Annotated in this window: 30 protein-coding genes; 10 read left to right on the forward strand and 20 right to left on the reverse strand. The window is 33.2% G+C overall.

Features of this window, described 5'->3' with window-relative positions; translation table 11 throughout:
• Nucleotides 1-162: 162 nt before the first annotated feature.
• Both IKS50_RS03120 and IKS50_RS03125 read right to left on the reverse strand, forming a co-directional pair.
• Nucleotides 163-456: a hypothetical protein gene (locus IKS50_RS03120; RefSeq protein WP_292845200.1), complete on the reverse strand. Its 294-nt coding sequence runs from the start codon at nt 454-456 to the stop codon at nt 163-165.
• Complete coding sequence (locus IKS50_RS03125; protein WP_292845203.1) at nt 453-836, reverse strand: flagellar protein, FliL; 384 nt, start codon at nt 834-836, stop codon at nt 453-455. Before IKS50_RS03125 ends, IKS50_RS03120 begins: the two co-directional genes overlap by 4 nt.
• 95 nt (nt 837-931) lie before the next feature.
• Here IKS50_RS03125 and IKS50_RS03130 point away from each other — a divergent pair, with 95 nt between their 5' ends.
• A complete protein-coding gene (locus IKS50_RS03130; RefSeq protein WP_292845206.1) occupies nt 932-1138 on the forward strand; it encodes a hypothetical protein in 207 nt (68 codons plus the stop codon).
• Nucleotides 1139-1234: 96 nt separating this feature from the next.
• The gene (locus IKS50_RS03135; RefSeq protein ID WP_292845209.1) at nt 1235-2731 is read left to right on the forward strand and encodes a hypothetical protein; all 1497 of its coding nucleotides are present in this window, start codon (nt 1235-1237) and stop codon (nt 2729-2731) included.
• Between the two features lie 29 nt (nt 2732-2760).
• Here the strand turns inward: IKS50_RS03135 and IKS50_RS03140 are convergent, their stop codons facing one another.
• Nucleotides 2761-3276: a flavodoxin family protein gene (locus IKS50_RS03140; protein WP_292845212.1), complete on the reverse strand. Its 516-nt coding sequence runs from the start codon at nt 3274-3276 to the stop codon at nt 2761-2763.
• 282 nt (nt 3277-3558) lie between these two features.
• On the opposite strand from IKS50_RS03140, the gene IKS50_RS03145 reads away from it, so the two are divergent.
• From IKS50_RS03145 to IKS50_RS03160, 4 genes are read left to right on the forward strand one after another with little or no spacing between them, the layout of a single operon-like run.
• Nucleotides 3559-4320, forward strand: a complete 762-nt coding sequence (locus IKS50_RS03145; RefSeq protein ID WP_292845222.1) for a uroporphyrinogen-III synthase — start codon at nt 3559-3561, stop codon at nt 4318-4320.
• Between the two features lie 4 nt (nt 4321-4324).
• Nucleotides 4325-4594, forward strand: coding sequence for a signal recognition particle subunit SRP19/SEC65 family protein (locus tag IKS50_RS03150; protein ID WP_292845225.1), 270 nt, complete (start codon nt 4325-4327; stop codon nt 4592-4594).
• A gap of 5 nt (nt 4595-4599) precedes the next feature.
• Nucleotides 4600-6006: a single-stranded-DNA-specific exonuclease RecJ gene (gene recJ / locus IKS50_RS03155; RefSeq protein WP_292845227.1), complete on the forward strand. Its 1407-nt coding sequence runs from the start codon at nt 4600-4602 to the stop codon at nt 6004-6006.
• A 60-nt stretch (nt 6007-6066) separates the two neighbouring features.
• Nucleotides 6067-6870 (forward strand): winged helix-turn-helix transcriptional regulator, encoded by an 804-nt coding sequence (locus tag IKS50_RS03160; protein WP_292845229.1) that lies wholly within the window; start codon nt 6067-6069, stop codon nt 6868-6870.
• Here the strand turns inward: IKS50_RS03160 and IKS50_RS03165 are convergent, their stop codons facing one another.
• A complete protein-coding gene (locus IKS50_RS03165) occupies nt 6871-8145 on the reverse strand; it encodes a DEAD/DEAH box helicase (RefSeq protein WP_292845231.1) in 1275 nt (424 codons plus the stop codon).
• 35 nt (nt 8146-8180) lie between these two features.
• The gene (locus IKS50_RS03170; RefSeq protein WP_292845233.1) at nt 8181-9041 is read right to left on the reverse strand and encodes a radical SAM protein; all 861 of its coding nucleotides are present in this window, start codon (nt 9039-9041) and stop codon (nt 8181-8183) included.
• Between the two features lie 59 nt (nt 9042-9100).
• Between IKS50_RS03170 and cas4 the strand changes: the two genes are divergently transcribed.
• Both cas4 and IKS50_RS03180 read left to right on the forward strand, forming a co-directional pair.
• Nucleotides 9101-9787, forward strand: a complete 687-nt coding sequence (gene cas4, locus IKS50_RS03175; RefSeq protein ID WP_292845235.1) for a CRISPR-associated protein Cas4 — start codon at nt 9101-9103, stop codon at nt 9785-9787.
• Between the two features lie 5 nt (nt 9788-9792).
• Nucleotides 9793-10257, forward strand: coding sequence for a thermonuclease family protein (locus tag IKS50_RS03180; protein WP_292845237.1), 465 nt, complete (start codon nt 9793-9795; stop codon nt 10255-10257).
• Here IKS50_RS03180 and IKS50_RS03185 read toward each other — a convergent pair whose 3' ends face one another.
• The 7 genes from IKS50_RS03185 to IKS50_RS03215 all read right to left on the reverse strand — a co-directional run bounded on the left by IKS50_RS03185 (nt 10258) and on the right by IKS50_RS03215 (nt 13982).
• Nucleotides 10258-10896, reverse strand: coding sequence for a hypothetical protein (locus IKS50_RS03185; protein WP_292845239.1), 639 nt, complete (start codon nt 10894-10896; stop codon nt 10258-10260).
• 2 nt (nt 10897-10898) lie between these two features.
• Nucleotides 10899-11300 (reverse strand): RDD family protein, encoded by a 402-nt coding sequence (locus IKS50_RS03190; protein ID WP_292845242.1) that lies wholly within the window; start codon nt 11298-11300, stop codon nt 10899-10901.
• Nucleotides 11301-11309: 9 nt separating this feature from the next.
• Complete coding sequence (gene hypE, locus IKS50_RS03195) at nt 11310-12329, reverse strand: hydrogenase expression/formation protein HypE (RefSeq protein WP_292845245.1); 1020 nt, start codon at nt 12327-12329, stop codon at nt 11310-11312.
• A 111-nt stretch (nt 12330-12440) separates the two neighbouring features.
• Nucleotides 12441-12815 carry a 30S ribosomal protein S8e gene (locus IKS50_RS03200; protein WP_292845248.1) on the reverse strand — a complete coding sequence of 125 codons (375 nt, stop codon included), beginning with the start codon at nt 12813-12815 and terminating at the stop codon, nt 12441-12443.
• A 192-nt stretch (nt 12816-13007) separates the two neighbouring features.
• A complete protein-coding gene (locus IKS50_RS03205; RefSeq protein WP_292845251.1) occupies nt 13008-13247 on the reverse strand; it encodes a hypothetical protein in 240 nt (79 codons plus the stop codon).
• 5 nt (nt 13248-13252) lie between these two features.
• Entirely contained in the window at nt 13253-13543 is a 291-nt protein-coding gene (locus IKS50_RS03210) for a hypothetical protein (protein ID WP_292845254.1), read from the reverse strand.
• A gap of 91 nt (nt 13544-13634) precedes the next feature.
• Nucleotides 13635-13982 carry a hypothetical protein gene (locus tag IKS50_RS03215; RefSeq protein WP_292845257.1) on the reverse strand — a complete coding sequence of 116 codons (348 nt, stop codon included), beginning with the start codon at nt 13980-13982 and terminating at the stop codon, nt 13635-13637.
• A 190-nt stretch (nt 13983-14172) separates the two neighbouring features.
• Here IKS50_RS03215 and IKS50_RS03220 point away from each other — a divergent pair, with 190 nt between their 5' ends.
• The gene (locus tag IKS50_RS03220) at nt 14173-14856 is read left to right on the forward strand and encodes a DNA polymerase domain-containing protein (RefSeq protein WP_292845260.1); all 684 of its coding nucleotides are present in this window, start codon (nt 14173-14175) and stop codon (nt 14854-14856) included.
• Between the two features lie 36 nt (nt 14857-14892).
• Nucleotides 14893-15588 carry a TIGR02253 family HAD-type hydrolase gene (locus tag IKS50_RS03225; RefSeq protein ID WP_292845263.1) on the forward strand — a complete coding sequence of 232 codons (696 nt, stop codon included), beginning with the start codon at nt 14893-14895 and terminating at the stop codon, nt 15586-15588.
• A gap of 10 nt (nt 15589-15598) precedes the next feature.
• On the opposite strand, the gene IKS50_RS03230 is transcribed toward IKS50_RS03225, so the two are convergent.
• The 8 genes from IKS50_RS03230 to hemB form a co-directional block, all read right to left on the reverse strand.
• Entirely contained in the window at nt 15599-16372 is a 774-nt protein-coding gene (locus IKS50_RS03230; protein WP_292845266.1) for an exodeoxyribonuclease III, read from the reverse strand.
• Entirely contained in the window at nt 16372-17913 is a 1542-nt protein-coding gene (locus IKS50_RS03235; RefSeq protein ID WP_292845268.1) for a phenylalanine--tRNA ligase subunit alpha, read from the reverse strand. Before IKS50_RS03235 ends, IKS50_RS03230 begins: the two co-directional genes overlap by 1 nt.
• A 128-nt stretch (nt 17914-18041) precedes the next feature.
• Nucleotides 18042-18425, reverse strand: coding sequence for a putative zinc-binding protein (locus tag IKS50_RS03240; protein ID WP_292845270.1), 384 nt, complete (start codon nt 18423-18425; stop codon nt 18042-18044).
• 117 nt (nt 18426-18542) lie between these two features.
• Entirely contained in the window at nt 18543-19274 is a 732-nt protein-coding gene (locus IKS50_RS03245) for a flavodoxin family protein (RefSeq protein WP_292845272.1), read from the reverse strand.
• Nucleotides 19275-19886 carry a GNAT family N-acetyltransferase gene (locus IKS50_RS03250; RefSeq protein ID WP_292845275.1) on the reverse strand — a complete coding sequence of 204 codons (612 nt, stop codon included), beginning with the start codon at nt 19884-19886 and terminating at the stop codon, nt 19275-19277.
• The gene (locus IKS50_RS03255) at nt 19883-20503 is read right to left on the reverse strand and encodes a TetR/AcrR family transcriptional regulator (protein ID WP_292845278.1); all 621 of its coding nucleotides are present in this window, start codon (nt 20501-20503) and stop codon (nt 19883-19885) included. Before IKS50_RS03255 ends, IKS50_RS03250 begins: the two co-directional genes overlap by 4 nt.
• Before the next feature lie 92 nt (nt 20504-20595).
• A complete protein-coding gene (locus IKS50_RS03260) occupies nt 20596-21474 on the reverse strand; it encodes a triphosphoribosyl-dephospho-CoA synthase (RefSeq protein ID WP_292845281.1) in 879 nt (292 codons plus the stop codon).
• On the reverse strand, nt 21474-22475 hold the full coding sequence (gene hemB / locus IKS50_RS03265; protein WP_292845284.1) for a porphobilinogen synthase: 1002 nt from the start codon (nt 22473-22475) through the stop codon (nt 21474-21476). Before hemB ends, IKS50_RS03260 begins: the two co-directional genes overlap by 1 nt.
• Nucleotides 22476-22557 lie beyond the last annotated feature (82 nt).

The following is a 22557-nucleotide window of genomic DNA, read 5'->3' on the forward strand; positions in this document are numbered from 1 at the left end:
CAAAAAACAATGCCAAAATCAAGAAAACGAACATTCAAGACCAAACGAGGCGTTTTAAAACGAATATATCGCAGAGATCTAATTTGGAATGACAATCGCAAAAAGGATTTTGAAAATCAACAAAGTTTTTGAAAGAGTCTAAAAATTAAAAAAAAATAGTAGTTATAATTTGTTAATCGGAAATTCTTCACCTTCATTTTGTCCAAATTTCATACCGTTCAGCAAACCGTTAGGAAGTTCAGACAGGATAATCAGTGGAAATTCCTCATTGGGCTTTATGAACATCATATGAATGACGTTTTGGCGTGTTTTAACTACTATCTTATACTCATTATCCTCAAAACTAAAGTCTCCATCAAGAAATACTTCATTGAAACGTTGATTTAGAAGATAATCCGGTAAATTTTCATTTATCTCAAAATGATTCAACAAATCTTTTAAAATCACTTTAATCATTCCAAACTAGGAAGTTTATCTTGATCTGAATCGTATGATGAACCTATCAACTCACCGGTTTCGGTGTCATACTGTCTAAATCCACCATCTTTATAGGTTACTTCACGATAATATCCTTCACCATTTTGAGCATTGAATTTTACTTCCTCTTTAACAATATCGTTTACAGTATCCACAACAGACCCTCCTGAATTTGAATTTGAGTTTGAACTTCCTGAAGATTCAACATTACGTACTTTATCTAATAATTTTCCAATGATATTAGAATCAGCATCATCGATTCCAACACCCGCTTCGTTCATCACTTCATATGCCACTGCGCCACCAACAACTAAAACGGCCGCAATGATGGCTAAAATAACTAAAATAAAGCCTTTCATATTTTCACCTCATTAAGCTTTTCATTAGTTATATGAATATAGTTATTAAAATACTTTTCTACTAATTTATATCTGATGAAAATTAATTATTAACTATGAATACGAAAGACACTGTAATATTGCTCATATTTTTCCTTTCAATATTAGGATTAATTATTGGAATTTACTATACAGAGGATATTAGTAGTGGCAAACCTCATGAAAAAAGTTTTGAAAGACTTTATGAGGATAATGGAGATGTTCTAACCATCACTTTGGAAAAAAATGAGAAAAGTAGAGATTTAAGTAAATTTTTCACCTAAAACCTTCTTTAAGATGTCATCATCACAATCTTATTTTGGCAAAATAGGTCTAAACTTTATTAATTATTTAAATAGTATATGGAAGTTATTATTTTTATGAATAAAAAATATCTGATTGCCCTTATTGCAATCCTAATCATAATTTGCTCATGTGCTTTTGTACTTACGAATTCAAATAATTCAAGCAGTTCTTCCATTAATATTGATACAAATGCCCTGGAAGATAGAGGGAGTCTTGTTGTAGACTCCGAAAGTTTAGATGAAAGTAATGGTAACTACCACACAGATGATGCCGATGTCAATGCCATTTTAATCAAAAATAATGGAGCATTGAAACTTGCTGATTCATTCGTTAATAAGACTGGAGATACATCAACAAGTGGGGATGATGCTGATTTTTATGGAGTGAATTCCGCTATTTTAGTAAATACTAATGGGTCATTAGAAATTTCAGACGTTGAAATTAACACTAATTCCAAGGGGTCAAATGGAATTTTTGTAACAAATGCTGAAGCTTCCTCCACAGACGGCGGCCAGTCTTCCCAAGGTTCTGGAGAAGGAGGACAACCTCCTGAAGCACAGGGTTCAGGTGAAGGTGGACAACCTCCTGAAGCGCCAGATGGTGGTGGAGCTCCTGATGGGAACGGAGGAAGTCAACCTGGAGAAACAACAGTTGAAGGAACAACAGAAGCCACAATCAAAAATGTAAAAATAACTACTCATTGCGACAAATCAAGAGGTTTGGATGCAACTTACAATGGTATAATTAATGCTGAAAACGTTATAATCAATACTGATGGTCAAAGCTGCGCCGCTCTTGCAACCGACCGTGGAGAAGGTCAGGTCCATGTTAAAAATTCTGAAATTAACACCGGCGTGAGTAAAGATAGCGGCAGAGGTTCACCGCTAATCTATTCAACAGGAAACATTACCTGTGAAAATACCCAAGGTACCTCTTATGTATCTCAAATTGCATGTATCGAAGGTAAAAACTCAATTGAATTAACTAATTGTGATCTAACAGGTTATGCACAAGGAAACAGGCAAGATGGAGACAATTATGTTGATTTAGGAGGAATATTCATTTACCAAAGCATGAGCGGGGATGCAGATGTTGGGACCTCCACATTCACCGCTAAAAATTCAAATCTTGAGATAGCTAAAGAGTCATCAGTTTATGACACCGCCCCAATGTTTCATATCACAAATACCGCTTGTATAATTAATTTAGAGAATACTGGAGTTTCATTTGGTAGTGGAACATTCCTAGAATCCTCCGGTCAAAATCAATGGGGAAACGAAGGATCTAATGGAGGAGTTTGTGAATTAAACACTGAAAACGAAGACATTGAAGGCAATGTTATTGTCGACTCAATCAGCAGCCTCGATTGGAATATGAAAAACACTGCATTTGATGGAGCAATTAATTCAACTGGAAACACTACCGTTAATGTTGGTGAAGGATCTATCTGGACTTTAACTGGCGACAGTTCTGTTTCTTCCCTGGAATTGACTGGAAACATTGAATATGGTGAATTTAGCTTAACAGTTGATGGTCAAGAATATAACAGTTCAAATCCTTTCAAAGGATAGGAAAGATTCAATTCTTTCCTAATTTTTTTTTAACAATCAAAACCTGCTTCATAAACTTCTTTTAACAATTCCGGTTGGGATTTGGCATCACCAAAAACAGAAAATACTCCTTTTTCTGTAGGATTTTTGGAAAAGCTAATAAAGTCCCTGATTCCAGTTAACACATTACCATTATTTGAACCAGCTGCAGTTATAATATAATACTCCTTATTTTCCAGATGCCTGAATATCGGATAACACCTGTCAAAGAACCTTTTTAATGTCCCACACATTGAATAATAGTAAACGGGTGTTGCATATACGATTACATCAGATTCCATCATTTTATCCAAGACTTCAGCAAGGCCATCTTCCTGGAAGCATTTCATTTCAGGAGTCTGGCATTTGTAACATGCCTTGCATGCATGGAACCTGATATCCTCCAGGTTGTATTTTACAACTGCATTATCCGCATCAAGCGCACCCCTTACAAACTCATCGCATAATGTGTCTGAATTTCCCCCGATTCTAGGGGAAGAACTTAAAACAATAACTTTTTTTGACATAATAACTAACTCCCATTGATTCTTAATTAACCTTTAATCTATTCATTATTTGCATAATCCAACTGCAGAATTCCAAATTATCATATCCGTTTCATAGCCATCTTTCCAAGGGTTTTTCGTAAATCCCCTTGCGGAAAAATCAGCGACTGAAATATCAATCAATTCATCGCTATTTAAAAGTAAGTTTTCATATTATATACTTGTTTACATATTAATTATTAAAAAAAAATATAAACAAACAAAAACAAAATATTAATATTATAAATTGAGAAGGTAATATAAATGTCAAAACCTGTCATTGCAATAACAAGACCAAAAGACAGAGCTAAAAAAGCATGTGAAATTGTTGAGAAATTAGGTGGTGAAGCGTTTTTAGCGCCGACACTTGATTTGGAACCTGTGAATTCTCAATCACTTAAAGATTTGGTAGCCAAAAAAGATGAACTTGACTGGTTAATATTCACTTCACCGACAACAATCGTTTCACTGAAAAAATTTCATCCAGACTTTTTGAAAGACTTGAATTGCAAATTAGCAGTTATTGGAAATAAAACCGGCAAATTAGCTGAAAAACAAGGTTTGACAGTTGATTTAATGCCTGAAGAGTTTACAGCCGAAGGTCTTATTGAAGAGTTTAAAAGACAAGGCATAACCGGAAAAACAATTGGAATTCCGAGAACTGCCTCCGCAAGACCAATATTGCCTGAAGAATTAGAAAAACTTGGAAATAAAGTAATATTAGCTGAAGCATACAAATCACTGTTCCCAATGGATGAAAAAGCGGTGCAGAATCTTATTGGAAAAATCGAAAATAAGGAAATTGACGCTATCACATTTACCAGTCCACTGACTGTTGAAAATTTCTTTGAAATAGTGGATGATAAAGAAAAAATAGCTGAATTATTATCTAACAATTTATTAACTGTTTGCATTGGTCCGATTACTGCAAAAGTTTTAGATAAATATGACATTGCAAACATTTACCCTAACACTTACACAGTTCCTGATATGATGGAATTATTATTTGAAGAATTAAATAGGTGAAAAAATGATAACTGTATGGCCACAATATTTAAATAATAAGTTAACTCTTAAAGAAGGACGTAAAATCGCTAAAATAGATGCTGTGAGTGATCCTACACTTTCAGATATTGAAAGAGCCGTTAAAAGACTTGGATTAACATATGAGATTCAAAAGGATGTTGCATATCCTGGAAAATGGTATGAAAAATCTGGAAAAATCCTTGTAGAATGGGAAGGAACAAAATTAGAGCTCATACGTGAAATCAGTAAAGAAATCAAACAAATGAAAAAATGATTAATATGCAAATGCCACAATTAATGTCTGAACAATACAAAGAAGCTAAAAAAATCATTGAATCCTCTGAAGATATTAAAGTATATTCCCATATTGATTGTGATGGAATTTGTTCAGGCGCAATACTATCAACCATACTAGACAGACAAAATAAAGACCATGAAATTGAATTTGTTAACTTAGATGTCTTAGACAACATTGAACTTGACCATGAACTTACAATATTTTCAGATTTGGGGTCCGGTCAATTAATAGATACAAAAGCAAAAAAAGGTCAAAAGATTATAATTCTAGACCACCACCCCCCGCTAAGAGAATTAGATTATAAAAATGACAAAGAATATACCTATTTAGAAATTAATCCTATTCATCATGGCATTGATGGATCATATTATGTCTGTGGAGGTGGCCTGTGTTACTTCCTTGCAAAAGAATTTGGATATGATGATTTAAGCTGGATTGGAGTTTTATCTGCTATTGGAGATATGCAGAATACCCAAACTGGTCATTTTGAAGGATTGAATGAAATTATCCAGCAAGACGCGATTGATGGAGGATATCTTGAAGTTATAAAAAACGACATTAACATATATGGAAGAAATACCCGTCCATTATTTGTCGCTCTTTCTTATTTTAATGATGTTAAACTCCCCATTACCAATAACACAACTGAAACAATGGCAGTTTTGGAAGAACTTGGAATTGATGAAAAAAATAATAGGAAAACATTGAATGAACTTACTATGGAACAAAAAGCTAAGTTATACCAGTGCCTTTCTGGAATGATTGCTAAAGTAGTTCCCGGCAAATATGTTCAATATATCTCACAATTAATTATTGGAGATTCATATACCTTCCTAAAAGAAGATCCTCATAGCTTTTTAAGAGATGCATCCGAATTTTCAACAGCTATGAATGCTTGTGGAAGAAATCATGAAGAAAAAGTTGCAATGGAAGTTCTGAAAGGAGATAGAGTTGTAGCTCTAGATGAACTTGAAGTTGTAAGTCGCGACCATAAGCGCAATTTAGCTCAAGCAATAGAAAAAGTTGCTGATGGTGAACACTCAAATATAATTGAACTGGAAAACTTGCAATATTTTGATGGAACCGGCATAAAACCTGAAATTGTTGGTACTATTACTGGAATGATTTTAGGATATTGTAATTGGAAAAAACCAGTGATTGGATTTACCCAAACAGATACTGACGGCGTAAAAGTTTCACTTAGATGTTCTAGACTGCTCTCCTATGATGGAATTCATTTTGGAAATATTATCCGCAAGATAGCTGGTGATGTTGGAGGTACTGGCGGTGGGCACTCAATGGCATGTGGTGCATACATACCTATTGATAAAAAATCTGATTTTATTGAACGATTCAATAATGAACTGCAAGGCAAACTTACAAATTAGTATATATACTAGTAAAGATAAAAATAATAATTAATCAATTTTAATTGAGGAATGATTATAATGAAAACATTTAAAAAAAGAGGTGCACTCACACATTTCCAAATATTGAGTGAAATATCTAAACAAGATCCTCACCTTAAACAAAAAGATTTGGCTGATAAATTAGGAATAACTATTCAAGCAGTTTCTGAAAATATTAAATCATTAATTGAATTAGGCTATATTACTTCAAAAGATGGAAGATCACCTTATAAAATAACCCAAGCAGGCATTGATAAAGTAAAAAAAGATGCAATAGTTTTAAGGAAATATAGTGACTCCGTTTTAGAAACTATGAATCATTACAAAACAATATGGCCAGCTATTGCAAAAGAACCCCTTCAAAAAGACGACATTGTAGGACTATACATGGATGATGGAGTATTATATGCCCATAAAAAAGAAGAAAGCGCAACTGGTGTTGTTTTAGATGATGCTGAAGCGGACATGGATGTGGCATTAACCAATCTTACTGGAATTATAGATATGAGTGTTGGTGAAGTTACTGTTATTATTGTTCCTACCATCAAAGAAGGCGGAACTAAAGTTTGCGACATAAATTTAATTAAAAATGTCTACGAAAAAGGAACAAATAGCGGAGATAAAATTGATAAAATAGCCGTAGCAGGTACTGTTTCACGTGCAGTAGTTAAAAAACTTGGTTTGACAATAGATATTGAATACGCTGCTCCTCAAGCAACCGCCAATGCTGCTCGTAAAGGATTAAATGTTCTTGCAATTTGTGTTGGAGATATGAGCAAATCATTTACTCGTGAACTTGAAAAAGAAAAAATTAAATTTAATATTATAGATGGTGGAAAATAATCAATTTTCCCTCATCATTTTTAATAACGCCGCAGATAATTCTAAACCATCATATTCAGATTCATCTTTAATTATATTAATATACTCATCTAGATTGCCCTCATTAATCAATGATTTAGCATCTTTCAATATTTTCCTATTTTTTATTAAATTTATTTTCTGAATCGTGGGCAAATCTTTTTCAATTATGTTACCAGGATTTTCCTTTTTAATATTATTAAATCGGGAAATCTCATCTTTAGAAACTAGTGTAAATGCAAAACCGGTATTTCCTGCTCTGGCAGTTCTTCCAATCCTGTGAATATAATCATCAGTATTTTGCGGAACATCATAATTAATTATTACATCAACATTTGCAATATCTAATCCTCTAGCAGCCACATCGGTTGCAACTAAAATGTTAATGTTTCCATTTCTAAATTTATTCATTACTTTATCCCTAGTCTGTTGAGCCATATCTCCATGAAGACTATCAACTTTAAATTCCTGCTTTTTTAAGTGTTTGGCAACGAAATCAACACTTTTTTTAGTATTGCAAAATATCAATGCCAAATTTACATCATAAGCTTCTATCAATCTAATTAATGAATTCAATTTATATTTTATATCGCATTTAAAAGCGTATTGAACTATTTTAGGAATATTTTTCTTTTTATCTGCAATTTTGATAAATTTTGGATTCTTTTGATATTTTTCAGCTATTTTTCTTACTTCTGATGGAATGGTTGCTGAGAAAAGTAAAGTTTGCCTTTGAATTGGTACATTGGTTAAAATTCTTTCAATATCTTCCCTAAAACCCATTTCTAACATTTCATCTGCTTCATCCAATATGACACTTTCAATACCGATTAAATCAAGATTGCCCCTCTCGATATGGTCAATTATACGTCCCGGAGTTCCGACAACTATATGGACGCCTTTTTTGAGAACTCTTGTTTGTTTGCCTATTGGTTGACCTCCATAAACCGCTAAAACCTTGAGTTTCTTGATATTTGCACCCACTTTTGAGATTTCAGATGCCACCTGCATACATAACTCCCTTGTTGGACATAAAATAATGGCCTGTGGAGATTTATCAGGAATAAAAATCTTTTCAAGGACAGGAATTGCAAATGCAATTGTTTTGCCCGAACCGGTTTGTGCCTGACCAATTACATCAAAACCCTCCAAAGCCTTAGGAATTGCTTTTTCTTGAATTGGAGTTAATCTGGTAAAATCCATATTGGCAATAGCTTTTTTAATATCCTGTGAAATGTTTAAATCATCAAAATTCATTACTTTAATATTTAAAAAACAAGTTATATAATTATTTAGATTAATTTAGATTGAACAGTTGTTTGAGGAAATCCAGATAAATATTCGAATATTTTCTCATTATCACTTAAAATACCATGTTCAGATGTTCTTTTTTTAAAAATATTCATTAATTTATTGTTATTTGGACTTGGCAAAACATAATTTTTTCCAAATTTTTTAATGTATTTCTCTTTTAAGCCTGGAAAATTTTCATCTAATTTCTGATAAAAATACTCGCGATTACCTTCTCTTAAAGTAAGACCCATTTCAAAGCATAATACTCCATAAACATTGCTTTCAACACAATAATCTATAATTGCATTAATATTTTCCTCGGTATCGTTAATGTAAGGCAATATTGGACATAACCACACAACAGTTGGAATTCCTTCATCATTTAAAATCTTTAAAACTTCCACCCGTCTTGAAGTTGGGCAAACGTTTGGTTCTAATATGCTGCACAAATCGTCATTTGCTGTTGTTATGGTCATTTGAACAACAACCTTTGTTTTTTCATTGATTTTCTTAAGCAGATCCAGATCCCTTAAGATCAAATCCGATTTTGTAATGCAAGTAAAACCAAATCCATATCGATAGATCAACTCTAGTGATTTTCTAACATACTGCAGCCTTTTTTCAAGAGGAATGTAGGGATCGGTCATTGCCCCCGTTCCAATCATTGCCTTAGGGCGCTTGATTAATTCTTTTTTGAGCAGTTCCAGTGCATTCTGCTTAACTTCAATATCCTCAAATTTATGATTCATGTTATATATTTCGCTTCTAGAATCACAGTATATGCACCCATGACTACATCCCCTATAAAGATTCATCCCATTTTTTGGTGACAGTATACTTTTAGAATTTACATAATGCATAAAATTAGTTTAGCTTTCAAAGTTAATTAATTATACTACCACGAACAAAAAAAACAAACATGGAACAAAAAAACATTACGGGATTTGAAAAGGAGTATGACACAAAAGACCATCCTTCAATAAAAGGCCTTCAGATAATTGAAGGCAAAAACAATTTCCCCATTAGCTGGCTGAACCAACAGGGATATTGTGAATACCAGCTATATCTCGAGTACATGAAAGGTATAGAAACACAACCTACAGAGGCAATGACTCAAGGAACTCGAATGCACAAACAACTTGAAGATACTTTTAAACAAGATTCAACCCCCTCCACATTTGAAGATGCCGTGGAAGCTTCTAAGGAAAACGCATCAATGTCAAGGGAATGTTTTGTAGTGGCTCCAGAATATGGCATTAGAGGATATATTGATGAAATCTGGATGAAACCGGATGAAATCGTGATAATTGATGATAAACCCGGCAGAACACCTTATGAATCAACAATGAACCAAGTAAGAGCATATTGCCTTGCATATAAAGACATGACCGGTGATGAAAGGAAAATCAAAGCTGCTTTAAGAGAAAGAGGAACTGAAAATCTGTTTTGGATTGAAGTATTCACCCCTGAAGTTGAAAAATCAATTAAATTCACAATTAATAGAATTCATGGTTTATTTGATGGAACAAAACCCTTCATAGCCACCAAAAATCCTAAAAAATGTAGGTCATGCAGATTTAAAAACAATTGCGAACATGCCAAATGATTAAAATGAATAAAAAAACTATCTCAATAATTTTATTAATACTGTTTCTAATAACAACAATGCTAACATTAGTTAATGTTTTTCTAGATGATTCCAACACTCAAGAAAATCAAACAGGGACCTTAACCCTTGACAATAAGACCATACGCTATGAAAAAGTAGGAAAATGTCTTGAAGTTATTGACGGCAATACCATCCAGGTTTATGGTGTTGGACGAGTGCAATTAATACAAGTTGACACCCCCGATACGGAACCAGAATTTAGCCAAGCAAAGAACTTTGTTAGTGACAGATGTCTTGGAAAAACTGTTTATCTAGATATTGACGATAAAAATCCAACAGATAAGTATGGACGGACATTGGCCATTATATATACAAAGGATAGTGACATTAACAAAGAGTTAATAGACAATAATCTGGCAAAAATATCTTACTTTACTCCAAGTGAGTTTAAAAAAGGAGAAATATGATTAAACAACTCTATTCAAACCTAAATAAATTTTGTTTTTCTTATACACTTTATCTAAGATTTCATTCCATTCATCAATAGTTATGTGGCCTTTATTTGGAATTAAATTATCTAGCGACGATTCAGTTACATTCAAAATATCTGCAAGAACATAGGATAATGTCCTGCCGGTTAAAGATAAATCATAAGGGTCATAGCCTGTTACTGCTAAAACCCACACATTTTCTTTAGATGAACTATCATATTCCCTCCTAAGTGAATCATACCAGCTAGCTATTTGTGTATTGTCATTTCCAATTCCTTCACCAATGGAGATGTAATAATCTTCACCACTAAAATCAATAGAATCAATAGCTTTTTGGATTTTACTTTTAAGTTCAGGAGAATCTAATTCCAAGTCAAATTCATTATTAGTTATCGTATCTGATAAATAGTTTTCTAGTTCTTTCTTATTTTTAAAATAACCTAAAGGCTCTAATCTATCAGGATCTCGGTCACACAAATCATAAATCAAATCTTCATCAACATCAACAATCTCATATCCGTCTAATTTATGTGATTTATACTCCTTAAAGTCAATGCAATAATTTTCTAAATCTTCTTTGTTCAAATACCAAAGAACCTGCACTTTTTTTATCATATCTATCTATTATCATTAATAACGACAGTACGTGTAATATTGCCTAATATCCTATCAGTATTTAAAAATCTGCCAATTAACCAATCAAAAATAATAGGAACCCAATAGATTTTAGTTAAATTACGTACGACTGCTTGTGGCCAAGATAAATCCGAACCATTTTGTGATTTAACTTGAATATACATTACAGATTTGCCAACAGTGGCCCCAAAATATTTTTCACATAACACAAAATAAATCATTATTAAAATAGGCACCAAATAAGGTAAATATTGATAAACAATATGAACTGTGCTTGGGGTCATTACTGCAAATATAAAGTAAGATAAAATCCACATAATTGCTGAGACTACAAAAAAATCAACAACATATGCAATTACTCTTCTTGTAAATACTGTAGCCATATTATCACCTTAACATACTCTAGGAACTGGATCCGCTATTGGGGCTTCAAGGATTCTTTCACCACCAATTGGAGTGTTAACAATAACATAATCTCCTTCAACAACTTCACCAATTATTGCTGCATTTTCACCATATTTTTCGCTTTTAATAGCTTCAAGGACTGCATCAGCTTTATCGGCTTTAACACCCATCACTACTTTTCCTTCATTAGCTACTTCAAATGGATCAATGCCTAACATTTCAGATACAGCATGAACTTCCTCTCTTATTGGAATTGCATCCTGTTCAAGTACAACACCAACACCCGCTTTGGAAGCCATTTCATTAATTGCATTTGCAAAACCTCCACGAGTAGGGTCTTTCATTGCTGTAACTCCTCCAACATCTAAAGCTTTTTTAATTATATTCCACATAGGAGCAACATCTGATTTTAAATCTGTTTCAAAACCAAATCCTTCCCTAAATGACATAAGACTCATTCCATGGTCTCCTAAACTACCGGTGACAATAATTTTATCACCTACTTCAAGACCAGAATCACGAACCACTTCGCCTTTTTTAGCTATTCCTATACCTGTTGTGACCATAACAATACCTTCAAGCTTATCTTGAGGCATTACTTTGGTATCGCCTGTAATTACTGCAACTCCAACTTCTTCGCAAGCCTCATTTAAAGATTTCATAATCCTATCTAAATCTTCAATTGGAAATCCTTCTTGCATAATAATTGCATTTGAAATAGCTAATGGTTGAGCGCCCATTACAGAAACATCATTTATTGTTCCGGCAGCTGAAATCCTACCGATATCTCCGCCTGGGAAAAATAACGGATCTATTGTATGGCCATCGGTTGTAAAGATAATTTCATAATCTCCTAAAGGGATTGATGCGCCGTCATCCAAATCATCTAAGCTAATTCCGCCATTTACGCTTTTTTTAGTAATATTGTCTAAAACTGTACTAGCAATAAGATTAGCCATGACTTCTCCGCCAGCTCCATGATTCATATTAATTTTATCTTCTGACATTTTATCTCCTAATTCTAATAATAACTAACAAAATAATTTTTGTAAAAACAAGTATATTAAAATTATGAAAAAAAGTTGTATAAAAAAAAGAGAATTTAAAGATAAAAATCTTTAAATTAAAATTCCGTTAATAACACCATCTTGACCAGGTCTAGATGTTACTTTAGCATTACCTTCAGGAGTTTCTACAATAGCCCCTTTGGTAATGATGTTCCTTCTTACATAGTTAGGGTTTGCGGTGTTTTCAATTACTCCTAATATGTCCACTACTTGAGTTTTACCGTTTGCATCGGTAACATTGATTTTATTACCAGTAGCTAATCTGAGTTTTTCGTTTCCACCACGAGTTCTAATTTTTCTTAATTTTTTTTCATCTAACCTAGTTTCAGCTGGGTCTCTTCCTAATTCTGATTTTCTTTTTCCACGGTGTGCAACATTCCTTGCACCAGATGGACTTCTAGTTGATTTTCCTTGAGAAATTGCCATTATTTCACCTAATAAATATAATCTGTAATATAATAATCGCTGTCAATAAGTCCCTTTTCAATTAAGTTATTTGCAAGATTATTAATAACTTAATTTTTGAGAGCAAAAAAGAGCCTTAAAGAATAATGATATTTAGATATTACTTTATCATTATATATAAATGTTATATTTTTAAGGCTAAAAATAAGAATTTTAATTTTTATTTTTTAAAATAAATTCATCAATTAATTTGTCAAATTCCTCTTCACTCAAATTTTCATCTGATGCAGCTTCAAGAATTTCTTGAATATCTTCATCAGAAACATTTTCTCCCAATAATTCAAGCAATAGTTCTTTTAAATCTCCATCATCAATATATGCTTCACCATTAGAAGAAATTGACTGTGAGTTTCCATCTTCATCAAGAGTATAATACGGAATTTCTTTAGCCATTTTAATTATTCCTCATCATCCTCATCGGGAAATTCGTAGTAGACCACATTATATGGATCATCATCAAATTGCCATTCATTCGGTTCATCTAAATAATCTTCATCATCCAAGCCATCATCGCACAATTCTTCAGCTCCTTCCACCTGAATAACGATATTGACCTCTTCACCTAATGATTCAATGTCAATTCCTAATTCCTCTAAATCAAGTTCCAGCTCACCATCTTTAATGGCTTCTTCAGGCACTACAATAACAATTTCATCAACAGAATTAACATCAATTTCTGAATCTTTCAAGATATCACTTCACAATTATTTTATTCTATTATACATTTAAAAGAAGTCATATATAAAATAATCCAAATTTTAAAAAAAAAGAAGATGTAACTTATATGTTACAGTCTATCAGATAATTCAAATTTGGAATTCCGAATCCATTCCTGCATTTTAGGGAACATATTTCAGAATTTTCAACATACATGTTAAATGACAAACAATTCTCATTGCAATCAATACTGATTTTAATATCTGCACTTTCCAAACATTGTTTTGAAACATTTAAAACTTCAGAAGCATTATTTACAACAACTGAAGTAGGAATATTGTTTTTATCAATGTTTAAAAAAACACCTTCAGAAATGCTATAATTAGCATCATATCCATTTCTGCCTTCAATCTTTCCAACGAATGTATCGTTTAACTCATCATAACTTGAAATCAATCTTTGTTTTTCCATGATATCAACTCCATACTACATTATACCCTATAAAACATATATCCAAAGTCCAAGAGCATTTGAAAAGTAATATTATAAATTTTAAACTAAATTTTATCATTTTAAAGCAATGAAATTGAATTGATTTAATAAAATTGACTTCCAAAAAAATATTAACATCATCAAATAAATAATAAGGTAGGTGTAAAAATTGGTTGAAGAAAGCTCCGAACAAATAGCCCTTGAAGCTGAAATTAAACAACAAGCTCAAAAATTCCTAAAATATCTTAATTCAACACTTCCCGAAAGTATGGAATTAGAATACGAAGGATTCTACAGAAGAGGATTTTTTGTAAGTAAGAAGAGATATGCCGTAATTGAAGATGGAGAAATTATAGCAAAAGGTTTAGAGTTAGTTAGGAGGGATTGGGCGCCAATTGTAAAAAATACACAGGAATCCGTTTTAATGGCTATTTTAAAAGAAGGTGATTCTGATAAAGCCATTGAAGAAGTTAAAAAAGTTCTAAAACGAATCAAAAAAGGCGAAGTTGATAAAAAAGAACTAATTATTCACACCCAAATTACCAAACCATTAAACCAATATAAACAAGTTGGACCCCATGTTGTTGCTGCTCAGCGAATTGAGGAACATGGAGTTAAGGTTTCACGTGGAACTATCATTCAATATATCATTGTTAAAGGAAAAGGCTCAATTAGCCAAAGAGCTGTTCCTTATGAATACTGCGAAGGTTATGACTACGATAAGGACTATTACATCAACAATCAGTTAATTCCCGCTGTTGAAAGAATTATGTATTCCTTCGGATATAGTAAAAAAGACTTGCAAGATTTAGCTGCCGGCGAAGTCCAACAAAGTTTAGATGCATTTTTCTAAAAATTTAAATATTTTTAAAATTATAATAAAAATCATATGATTAAGAATGATGATGACCGTGTTGTATTTTTTGATGTAGATGGTACATTACTTGATACCTCTGATTTTGCAGAAACTGCAAGAAAAGCAGCTATAGGATTAATGGTAGATAATGGTTTGCCCCTTGATAAAGATGAGGCATATGGTGTTTTAAAAACTATAATTCGTGAAAAAGGTTCTAATTATGGAAAACACTTCAACGTATTAACTCAAGTAGTTCTAGGCCATGAAGACCCTATGTTAGTTGCTCTTGGTATGATTACTTACCACAATGTTAAAATGGCGCTTTTAAGACCATATCCAGAAACAATTGACACATTAATTTATCTTAAAAGTCAAGGATATCGTCTTGCAGTTATATCCAATGGATTGACCATCAAACAATGGGAAAAACTAGTTAGACTCAATATTCATTCATTTTTCGATGAAGTAATCACATCCGAAGCGGTTGGTAAAAATAAACCAAATAAACTAATTTATGATGTGGCGCTTAGAAAAATGAAAGGAAATCCTGAAAAATCGGTTATGATCGGTAATAAGTTTAAAGAAGATGCATTAGGTGCAGTGAATGCGGGAATGAGCGCAATTCTCGTTAATGCAGACATTACCGAAGAAGATAGGGAATACATTAAACAAGAAAAATTAGATATCACTATCATTGACAATATTGGTGATGTAAATACTATTTTATAATCACCAAATTTTAAAACTTTAATTCTAAAGTTACTGGACAATGATCAGATCCGTAAATGTCTGATAAAATTTTTGCTGATTTTACATTGTCTTTTATTTCTTCATTTACATAAAAATAGTCTAATCTCCAACCAGCATTTCTCTGACGTGCACGGGTTCTGTAACTCCACCAAGTAAAGTTATTTTCACCTTCATCAAACATTCTAAAAGTATCAACAAAACCTGCTTCTTCAAGCCTGTCCAACCATGCTCTTTCTTCAGGCAAATACCCGGATTTCCCTTCACAGTTTTTAGGATTGTAAACATCAATAGGGTTGTGGGCAATGTTGTAATCTCCTGTGATAACCAGGTTCTTGCCTTCATTTTTAAGCTCTACCAGCTGTTCCAATAATGCATCGCAAAAAGCAACTTTAAAATCCAATCTTTTAGCTTCCATTCCGCTGTTCGGGAAGTAGATATTGTATAATATAAAGTCGGGATATTCCACTCTTAAGACTCTGCCTTCAGCATCCAGCTCTTCAACTCCAAGGCCTTTTGTAACACTTAACGGTTCTATTTTAGAGTAGGTTCCAACCCCGCTATATCCTTTTCTTTCAGCTTCATTGAAGCATTGATGGAAACCCTCAACATTAGCTAATTTCTTTGGAATCTTATCTTGTGTTGCTCTAACTTCCTGAAAATTTATAATATCCGCATCAGTATTGTCAAACCAGTCCCAAAATTCTTCTTTTTTGGAGACTGCTCTGATTCCGTTAACATTCCATGAAACTAGCTTTATTGACATTACAATTCGACTCCATTAACTGTAGGCAATTCACGAAGCCATTTAATGTCACTTTTATAAAGCATACGGATGTCTTCCACATCATATCTTATCATGGCAAGCCTTTCGATACCCAAACCGAAAGCCAATGCAGGCTGGTTAATGCCTAATGGTTTTAAAACTTCAGGCCTGAACATTCCTGCCCCTCCAAGTTCAATCCAACTTTCTTTTTCTTCCAAATATATTTCGGTTTCAGTAGATAAATATGTGTAAGGGAAGTATGCCGGTCTGAACCTTACTTCAAATCCTAATTTTTTGTAAAATTCTTTTAAAGTACCTAAAAGATTTTGATAGCTTATTCCTTCATCACAAACTAAGCCTTCCACTTGATGGAATTCAGGCAAGTGTTTATAATCAAAAGTCTCTCTTCTGAATACCCTTCCAACTGAAAACATTTTAATTGGAGGTTCATGATTGAACAAGTGTTTTGTAGAGATTCCTGTGGTGTGGGTTCTTAAAACACTTTGGCGTGCAATGTCTTCACTCCAGTCATATTGCCAGCCGATTGAACCTGTATCCGCACCGGTTTCATGGGTTTCGGCAGTGATTTTTACGAGTGCATCATCAGGCAAATCACAAGTTAAAGGGTTTTTAAGGTAAAATGTATCCTGCATTTCACGGGCTGCATGGTCCTGTGGCTGGAAGAGTGAGTCAAAGTTCCAGAATGCAGATTCGACAAATTCTCCATTGTCTTCTGAAAAACCCATGTTTAAAAAGATTTCCCTGATTTCATCAATGATTATTCTTAATGGGTGTTTTTTACCTGCGAAAATTACGGGAGCTTCAGCTTTGATATCATATGGACGATATTCTAAGCTTTTCCATTCTCCATCTTTTAAATGTTCATGAGTTAATTGAGTAGCTTGTTCTTTGATTTCAAAACCAACTTCAAGAATAGCTTCTCCTTTAGGCAGGATTTTAAATGAATGTGAGGTTTCTTTTTTAATATTTAAGATGTTTTTCCTACCGGTTAACTTTTTAAAACCATCTTTTAAGTCATCGGAAAAGAGTTTGACTCCATCAGCATTTGCTTTAAGATAATCTAAAACTTTTTCATCAACGCCAGCCTTATCTGCGAATTCCTTACCTTCATCAGTAATGTTGATTACGCCTTTATCAATTTGCGCCCAGTTTTTTTGACGTAGCCAACCAAGAGCAATTCCTGTTTCTTTTTTATCGATTCCTGCCTCATTAGCTAAATCTTTCATAGGAATTTGACTTTTTTTGGATAAAACATCTAAAATTTTACGCTCTGGAAGTCCGTTATTGGCATATTTAAGTCCGTCTTCTGTTAAAGAGTAAATCTTTTCAACATCTTTGCGCATTTCAATAATGTCTTTGGACGCAAGTGATCCGGCTGCACTCATTACAGATTTGATATCCATGCCTGTATTTGAAGCAATCCTTATAGGAGTAGCACCAGGATTAGCTTCCAGTTCTTTTAAAAGTTTCTTTTCATAAATATGTAATTCACTAATGGTTTTTTTAATATCCTCACTCATTCAAACACCATAATTTATAGATTAATAATATAATAATATATGTTTAAATTAATTTATAAAGATAATGTTAAATTTAAAAAAAATAGCAGAGAAAAGAAAAATAATAAAAATAATATTTCGCCAACATATTAAAACAATTTTTCGATTGTTTTAATTAATTCTTCTTTCAATATTTTCACACATTCTTCAGCTTCACTATCCAATCTGAACGGATCCTTTGCAGATACTTCAAGGTCGCTTAAAACATCAACAACACTAATTGTATCAGCCACATCAATTCCCTTATTTTCCAATATTTTATTTACGCATCCGTTAGAACAACCATTAACTGCAATTAATGGATACTTTTTAAGCATTTGGTCGTTCTTGCCTTCGATATCCGCTGAAGTTGAACCCATACAAATAGATATTACATTTTCATGTTCTTTTTTACAATCGCCTACTGCAACACGAGACACTAATCCATTTGGACTCATTCCGTTGCATGGAGCCAATGCAATTTTCTCGACCATAATACCCCCGCTTGCCTTTTTCAACATTCATTCATGATGAATTATTCCGTTGTATAAGAGTTATATGTATTATTACATCTTAAATTTTTCTAGAATAATCAATTCATGGAAGTGCACTTACTTTATGACTCTTTTGAGAATAAAAAACATCAATTTTGCAAATGATTTTTTCACAAAATTTAACTTCACGTCCGGCGAAAAATCATGATTCACCAAACCTGTCTTAAACCAATAATCCCTATCCGCTACAATAGGATCCTTTGATACGGCCATTGCCTTCCATACATTGAAAAACATGACATCTCCAAATTTGGGAGAATGCAATTTCTTTGATTCAACATCTTTGGAAAACTTTTGAGCGACTTTATCAATGCCCTTTGTCTCCAGTTCATCTTTTCCACCACATGCCATTGGAAGTTTAAAGACTTTATTTACACCCCAATGCCTTAAAGTTTCATCAATGTAATTGGCTACCTTTTTATGGCCCGCACCTGCTGTTGTAACTACTATCAGTGCTTTTTTGGTGAAAAACTCGGGCCTGTGATATAAATAAGCGGTATGGTCCATGAAGTTTTTCAAAATGGCCGTTACATTCATCGCATAAACAGGTGAGCCTATAATTATTCCGTCGCAGTCCCTTATCTTATCAATTATTGGTTTGATTTTTTTATGGTGAGGGCATTTATCCTCGCCAATCATGATGCAATTGTAGCATCCTTTACATAGTCCAATATCCTCTTTTGCTAAATGAATTTCCTCAAATTCCCCTTTCAAATTAGTTTTAACCTGTTTTATAACTTCACATGTATTTCCCACTCTTGGAGATCCATTGATAATAACATATTTCATTTAAACACCTAACTGTCCTTCTTTGATTAACTTTTCCTTATATTCAAACTGCCTGTCAAATTCATCCACTTCTTTTTCATCTACATTGAACACTTCAGGAATTCGGAATATTCCTAAATCTTTTTTAACTTTACCCTCATCGAATATTTTTATCATGAAAAATGGATTTTCTTCAGCCAAATCAGTTCCATCCAAGTAAAGATTATATTTTGAAGCGCTCTCAAAACCGAATCTTGAATAATAATTTTCATCCCCCACTACGAAAACATAGGGAATGCCGTCATTTTGAGCGATTTTTAATGTGCAATCTATTAATTTTGAGCCTAATCCCCTATTTTGACAATTTTTATCAATTGCAATTGGACCCAATATGGCTGCCGCTTCGATGCCATTTTCATAACCGATTTCGCCTTCAGAATAATTGATATGGCCTATGATTTTATCATCATCCTCGATGACATATGCAAGATTGCTTATGAAGCTTTCATCCTCCCTTAAGTTATGCACTATGAAATGTTCATATGCACCAGGCCGGTATACATTCCAGAAGGAATCTCTAACAAGATTTTCGACTTCTAGGTAATCATTTTCATTTTCCAGCCTTATTTTCATTTAATTCCCTCTATTTTAACTGAATCGAAAATTGTCCTTGCATGCTTTTCTGTCTTTGTTAAAAAATCCTCCAAGAACTTATCATCATCTTCAGGATAGTTTATGAAGAAATGTTCATACAGCAAAAACATTCCATAGTAAAAAAATGATTCTGAAAGCTGGCGCACATCGCAATCATCTTTAATCAATTTTTTTGATTTCATCAGGTTGAATAAGACCATCCATCCCTCAATCGGCCCCTCGATGATTGATTTTTTCAGGAAACTTTTTACCTCCTCGTTGTGATAGGATTCTATGAAAAACAATCTTGTTATCTTCATCATCTTGTCTTCCTTAAGCTTTGATAAAAATGCATCGCAACCAGCTTTATAGAAAAAGTCAAATCCCTTATCCAGGTTTATGCTTGCTTGATCCAATGGTATTTCATCATTTGTCATTTCCTCAACATAATAATCCAAAATAGAGTTCATGATTGCTTGTTTACTTGAATAATGATTATAAATTGAGCTTTCCTTTATACCCACTTCACTGGCAATCTGACGAACTGAAACACCATCAAATCCATATTGTGAGAACAAATCTATTGAAACGTTGAAAATTTTTTCCTTATTATTCATAATATCATAACTAACACTTGTTAGTTAATATTATCTCATAATGTTATATAAAACTAACGATTGTTAGTTTAAAAAATAAATAAAAAAAATAATTATTTGAAATGGGTTTTCAAATAACTTACAAAAATAGAGGCCGCTGTTAAGTCAGCAGTAGTTCCAGGATTATAACCATTTTTGAAAAGATAATCGTCAAATTCAGCAAGCTTATCCTTAAAATCAATTTCATCTTTAAGGTTAAGTAAATCCCTTGTCATCATAGATATCTTAAGAGCTTCATCTGAACCGTATTTTCTGGAAATCAGAGTGTCAGGAACCTGTGATAGAATAGTTAAGAATGTCAAAACGCAAGCGTCACATTGGGATTTCTCTTCTTTTAGCTGATGATAAGCGGGATAACCTATTTCAAAGACTGCCGGCATATCGGAAGTCATTTCACGAGCAAGCATGTCCCATGGAGCAGAAATTTTCAAAACATCATACATTGTCTGATTGTTTTGTCTTAATTCGTTTTTAGCATTATCACTAGCCACATCATATTCATCTTGGTCTCCCATCCCTCCAGCATCTGCAATGTTGATTGCATCATACAAATCACAAGCATCATCAACAGAAGTATTGGCCATTAACAATTTAACGTTTTCTCTTATATCATCAAATGAGTCACTGATGGCTGCTGCAACAGCAATTGGAGTTGTCATCATCACAATTCCCAGATTAGTGTTGTTTTTAATCCATCTGTCAGTTTCGGCAACCGCTTGTAAAATGTATTTGCCGAGTAATGGATTTTCAACATCAACATCACTGCATGCTTCACGGATTGTATCCCCAATTACAATACCGCTTATGAGGAAGTCTTCAAATTCCATATCATCATAATCACGGGTTCTGTGGACATTTCCCGGCTTTGGATATCCGCTCACTTCAAGTGCTGAAGCAATCTGTGCTATTTTTACTATCTCATTTACATCCATTATATCAACTCATTTAAAAGAATGTAAGGTGCAAAATTAGTGATTATTAAGTCTGCTCCAGCTCTTTTAATTGAAAGTAATGATTCTAAAATTGCCCTTTCAGTTAAAAATCCTTTTTCTATAGCTGCCATAATCATTGAATATTCTCCGCTTACATTATAAGCAACCAAAGGCAACATGAACTCATCACTGACCATGCGGACAACATCCAAGTATGGAAGTGCCGGTTTAACCATTAAAAAGTCACAACCTTCAATTACATCAAGTTCACATTCCCTTATAGCTTCAACTGCATTGCCAGGGTCCATTTGATAGGATTTTCTATCTCCCACATGAGGTGATGAACAGGCAGCAACTCTAAACGGTTCATAAAATGCTGATGCATATTTAGCAGAATAAGACATTATCATTACATTATAAAATCCGTTTTCATCTAAACATTCCCTAATTGCCCCGACTCTTCCATCCATCATATCTGAAGGAGCTACAATATCTGCACCCGCTTCAGCATGAGATAACGCAACTTTTGCAATAATCGGAAGAGATTCATCATTTAAAATTTCAATACCATCATCGGTATCCTCATTTTCAACAATCATACCGCAATGGCCATGTGAAGTGTATTGGCATAAGCACACATCACTAATGACAACCAGATTTGTCTCTTTTTTAAGTTTTCTAATTGCTTTTTGAACAATTCCAGTTGCGGAGTAATCAGGAGTTGCAATTTCATCTTTGGTTTCCTCTTTTGGTATTCCAAATACAATTATTGACCTTAAGCCCTTTGCTTCAAGCTGTTTGGCAAATTCAACACCACTATCTAAAGAGTATCTGTATTCCCCAGGAAGTGATGAAATTTCTTCCTTTTCGTCACCTTGAAGTTCTTCTTTAAAATAAATCGGATAAATCAGGTCTTCTTTCTCAAGTTTAGTTTCACGAACTATATCTCTAATTTTAGAATTTTTTCTAAGTCTTCTCATTCTTGTAGTTGGAAATTCCATAATAATCACTTGATTAATAATTTTGATTTAAAATTATTTAAAATTTTTACTTAAAATTAATATAATTAGAAAAACAAATAAT

This window comes from Methanobrevibacter sp. (genome assembly GCF_017539065.1).
Taxonomy (GTDB): Archaea; Methanobacteriota; Methanobacteria; order Methanobacteriales; family Methanobacteriaceae; genus Methanocatella.

What these genes read in the sequence shown, in the direction of transcription:
- IKS50_RS03170 (WP_292845233.1), bottom strand. Translation starts at nt 9,041, where the DNA reads ATGCATTATGTAAATTCTAAAAGTATACTGTCACCAAAAAATGGGATG.
- recJ (WP_292845227.1), top strand. Translation starts at nt 4,600, where the DNA reads ATGCAAATGCCACAATTAATGTCTGAACAATACAAAGAAGCTAAAAAA.
- IKS50_RS03120 (WP_292845200.1), bottom strand. Translation starts at nt 456, where the DNA reads ATGATTAAAGTGATTTTAAAAGATTTGTTGAATCATTTTGAGATAAAT.
- IKS50_RS03135 (WP_292845209.1), top strand. Translation starts at nt 1,235, where the DNA reads ATGAATAAAAAATATCTGATTGCCCTTATTGCAATCCTAATCATAATT.
- IKS50_RS03185 (WP_292845239.1), bottom strand. Translation starts at nt 10,896, where the DNA reads ATGATAAAAAAAGTGCAGGTTCTTTGGTATTTGAACAAAGAAGATTTA.
- IKS50_RS03230 (WP_292845266.1), bottom strand. Translation starts at nt 16,372, where the DNA reads ATGTCAATAAAGCTAGTTTCATGGAATGTTAACGGAATCAGAGCAGTC.
- IKS50_RS03150 (WP_292845225.1), top strand. Translation starts at nt 4,325, where the DNA reads ATGATAACTGTATGGCCACAATATTTAAATAATAAGTTAACTCTTAAA.
- IKS50_RS03165 (WP_292845231.1), bottom strand. Translation starts at nt 8,145, where the DNA reads ATGAATTTTGATGATTTAAACATTTCACAGGATATTAAAAAAGCTATT.
- hemB (WP_292845284.1), bottom strand. Translation starts at nt 22,475, where the DNA reads ATGGAATTTCCAACTACAAGAATGAGAAGACTTAGAAAAAATTCTAAA.
- IKS50_RS03205 (WP_292845251.1), bottom strand. Translation starts at nt 13,247, where the DNA reads ATGGCTAAAGAAATTCCGTATTATACTCTTGATGAAGATGGAAACTCA.
- IKS50_RS03255 (WP_292845278.1), bottom strand. Translation starts at nt 20,503, where the DNA reads ATGAATAATAAGGAAAAAATTTTCAACGTTTCAATAGATTTGTTCTCA.
- IKS50_RS03140 (WP_292845212.1), bottom strand. Translation starts at nt 3,276, where the DNA reads ATGTCAAAAAAAGTTATTGTTTTAAGTTCTTCCCCTAGAATCGGGGGA.
- IKS50_RS03235 (WP_292845268.1), bottom strand. Translation starts at nt 17,913, where the DNA reads ATGAGTGAGGATATTAAAAAAACCATTAGTGAATTACATATTTATGAA.
- IKS50_RS03145 (WP_292845222.1), top strand. Translation starts at nt 3,559, where the DNA reads ATGTCAAAACCTGTCATTGCAATAACAAGACCAAAAGACAGAGCTAAA.
- IKS50_RS03260 (WP_292845281.1), bottom strand. Translation starts at nt 21,474, where the DNA reads ATGGATGTAAATGAGATAGTAAAAATAGCACAGATTGCTTCAGCACTT.
- IKS50_RS03125 (WP_292845203.1), bottom strand. Translation starts at nt 836, where the DNA reads ATGAAAGGCTTTATTTTAGTTATTTTAGCCATCATTGCGGCCGTTTTA.
- IKS50_RS03245 (WP_292845272.1), bottom strand. Translation starts at nt 19,274, where the DNA reads ATGAAATATGTTATTATCAATGGATCTCCAAGAGTGGGAAATACATGT.
- IKS50_RS03240 (WP_292845270.1), bottom strand. Translation starts at nt 18,425, where the DNA reads ATGGTCGAGAAAATTGCATTGGCTCCATGCAACGGAATGAGTCCAAAT.
- hypE (WP_292845245.1), bottom strand. Translation starts at nt 12,329, where the DNA reads ATGTCAGAAGATAAAATTAATATGAATCATGGAGCTGGCGGAGAAGTC.
- IKS50_RS03130 (WP_292845206.1), top strand. Translation starts at nt 932, where the DNA reads ATGAATACGAAAGACACTGTAATATTGCTCATATTTTTCCTTTCAATA.
- cas4 (WP_292845235.1), top strand. Translation starts at nt 9,101, where the DNA reads ATGGAACAAAAAAACATTACGGGATTTGAAAAGGAGTATGACACAAAA.
- IKS50_RS03225 (WP_292845263.1), top strand. Translation starts at nt 14,893, where the DNA reads ATGATTAAGAATGATGATGACCGTGTTGTATTTTTTGATGTAGATGGT.
- IKS50_RS03215 (WP_292845257.1), bottom strand. Translation starts at nt 13,982, where the DNA reads ATGGAAAAACAAAGATTGATTTCAAGTTATGATGAGTTAAACGATACA.
- IKS50_RS03250 (WP_292845275.1), bottom strand. Translation starts at nt 19,886, where the DNA reads ATGAAAATAAGGCTGGAAAATGAAAATGATTACCTAGAAGTCGAAAAT.
- IKS50_RS03180 (WP_292845237.1), top strand. Translation starts at nt 9,793, where the DNA reads ATGAATAAAAAAACTATCTCAATAATTTTATTAATACTGTTTCTAATA.
- IKS50_RS03160 (WP_292845229.1), top strand. Translation starts at nt 6,067, where the DNA reads ATGAAAACATTTAAAAAAAGAGGTGCACTCACACATTTCCAAATATTG.
- IKS50_RS03200 (WP_292845248.1), bottom strand. Translation starts at nt 12,815, where the DNA reads ATGGCAATTTCTCAAGGAAAATCAACTAGAAGTCCATCTGGTGCAAGG.
- IKS50_RS03190 (WP_292845242.1), bottom strand. Translation starts at nt 11,300, where the DNA reads ATGGCTACAGTATTTACAAGAAGAGTAATTGCATATGTTGTTGATTTT.